General features: G+C 52.7%; 1 protein-coding gene. It reads right to left on the minus strand.

The annotated features are described in order from the left end of the window. Positions 1 to 451: 451 nt before the first annotated feature. Positions 452 to 954 (minus strand): tyrosine-type recombinase/integrase (locus CXQ97_RS18570; RefSeq protein ID WP_181035156.1); only part of this gene is annotated, 503 nt, incomplete at its 5' end.

Here is a 954-nt window from a genome sequence, read left to right on the forward strand (position 1 = left end):
GCGCAACCGAAAAACTGTTGATTGTGAACAGCCGCGGCAAACACAAAAAACTTCAAGGATTCTTTGCCAGTCGTTTACAACTCCAGCCAAGGTTTGTTCCTTCAAGTCGAAGCTCATATTCTTCGCGCCACAACGAGGACAGTCAGCAGTAAGAATTGACAATCTTTGCTCCTTGTTCATCCATAAACATATGTTGCCCGCTTTTTATTAGGCAAGGCGATAAATGCCCTTGGTAGTTTCAAGTGGCTGTGGGCGTTAGCATATAACGAGTGCTGTAATGTGTCGATAAAGTGTCGAAAACACTAACCAAATAAGTCCAACAAAGTCTCTCAAGTGAGGCGCACCGACTGGGAATGACCGTTTTAGTCCAACGTAGACTACTCACAAAGGCGAGCTATAGAGGATTTGAAGCCCGGCCGCACCACCGGGTGCGATTGCCTTCCTTATTGATTTACAAGGAATTTTCCTGCCCCAACTGTAGCTCGGAGGCGGGAGTGTCGAAGAAGTGTCGAAAATCCCTAGCAGGACCAAACGCTAACACGTCTTGCAGATGATCGGGCGCAAGGTGCGCGTAGCGCATTGTCATCGCCAGGGACGAGTGACCGAGGATCTTCTGCAAGGTCAGGATATTGCCACCGTTCGCGATGAAGTGTGAGGCGAAGGTATGCCGCAACACATGCGACTTTTGTCCGGCAGGCAGACCCAGCCCGGCACGCGACACAGCTTCATCGAACCGATCCCGGCAGTTGGTGAACGCACCGTGTTCCCGAAGGTGCTGGCGTATCCGCTCCGCTAGCTTCGGATCGATCGGCACCACACGACGACGCTTCGACTTCGTGTTCACGAACTGGAGCATGCCATCGCCCACCCGACTAATCGTGAGCCCTTGCGCTTCACCCCATCGGCAACCCGTCACCAAACAGATCGTGGCGATCAGCTCCACGTGTGGGTGGA

Origin of the sequence: Arthrobacter sp. B0490 (assembly GCF_002929355.1) — a bacterium.
Lineage (GTDB): Bacteria > Actinomycetota > Actinomycetes > Actinomycetales > Micrococcaceae > Arthrobacter_D.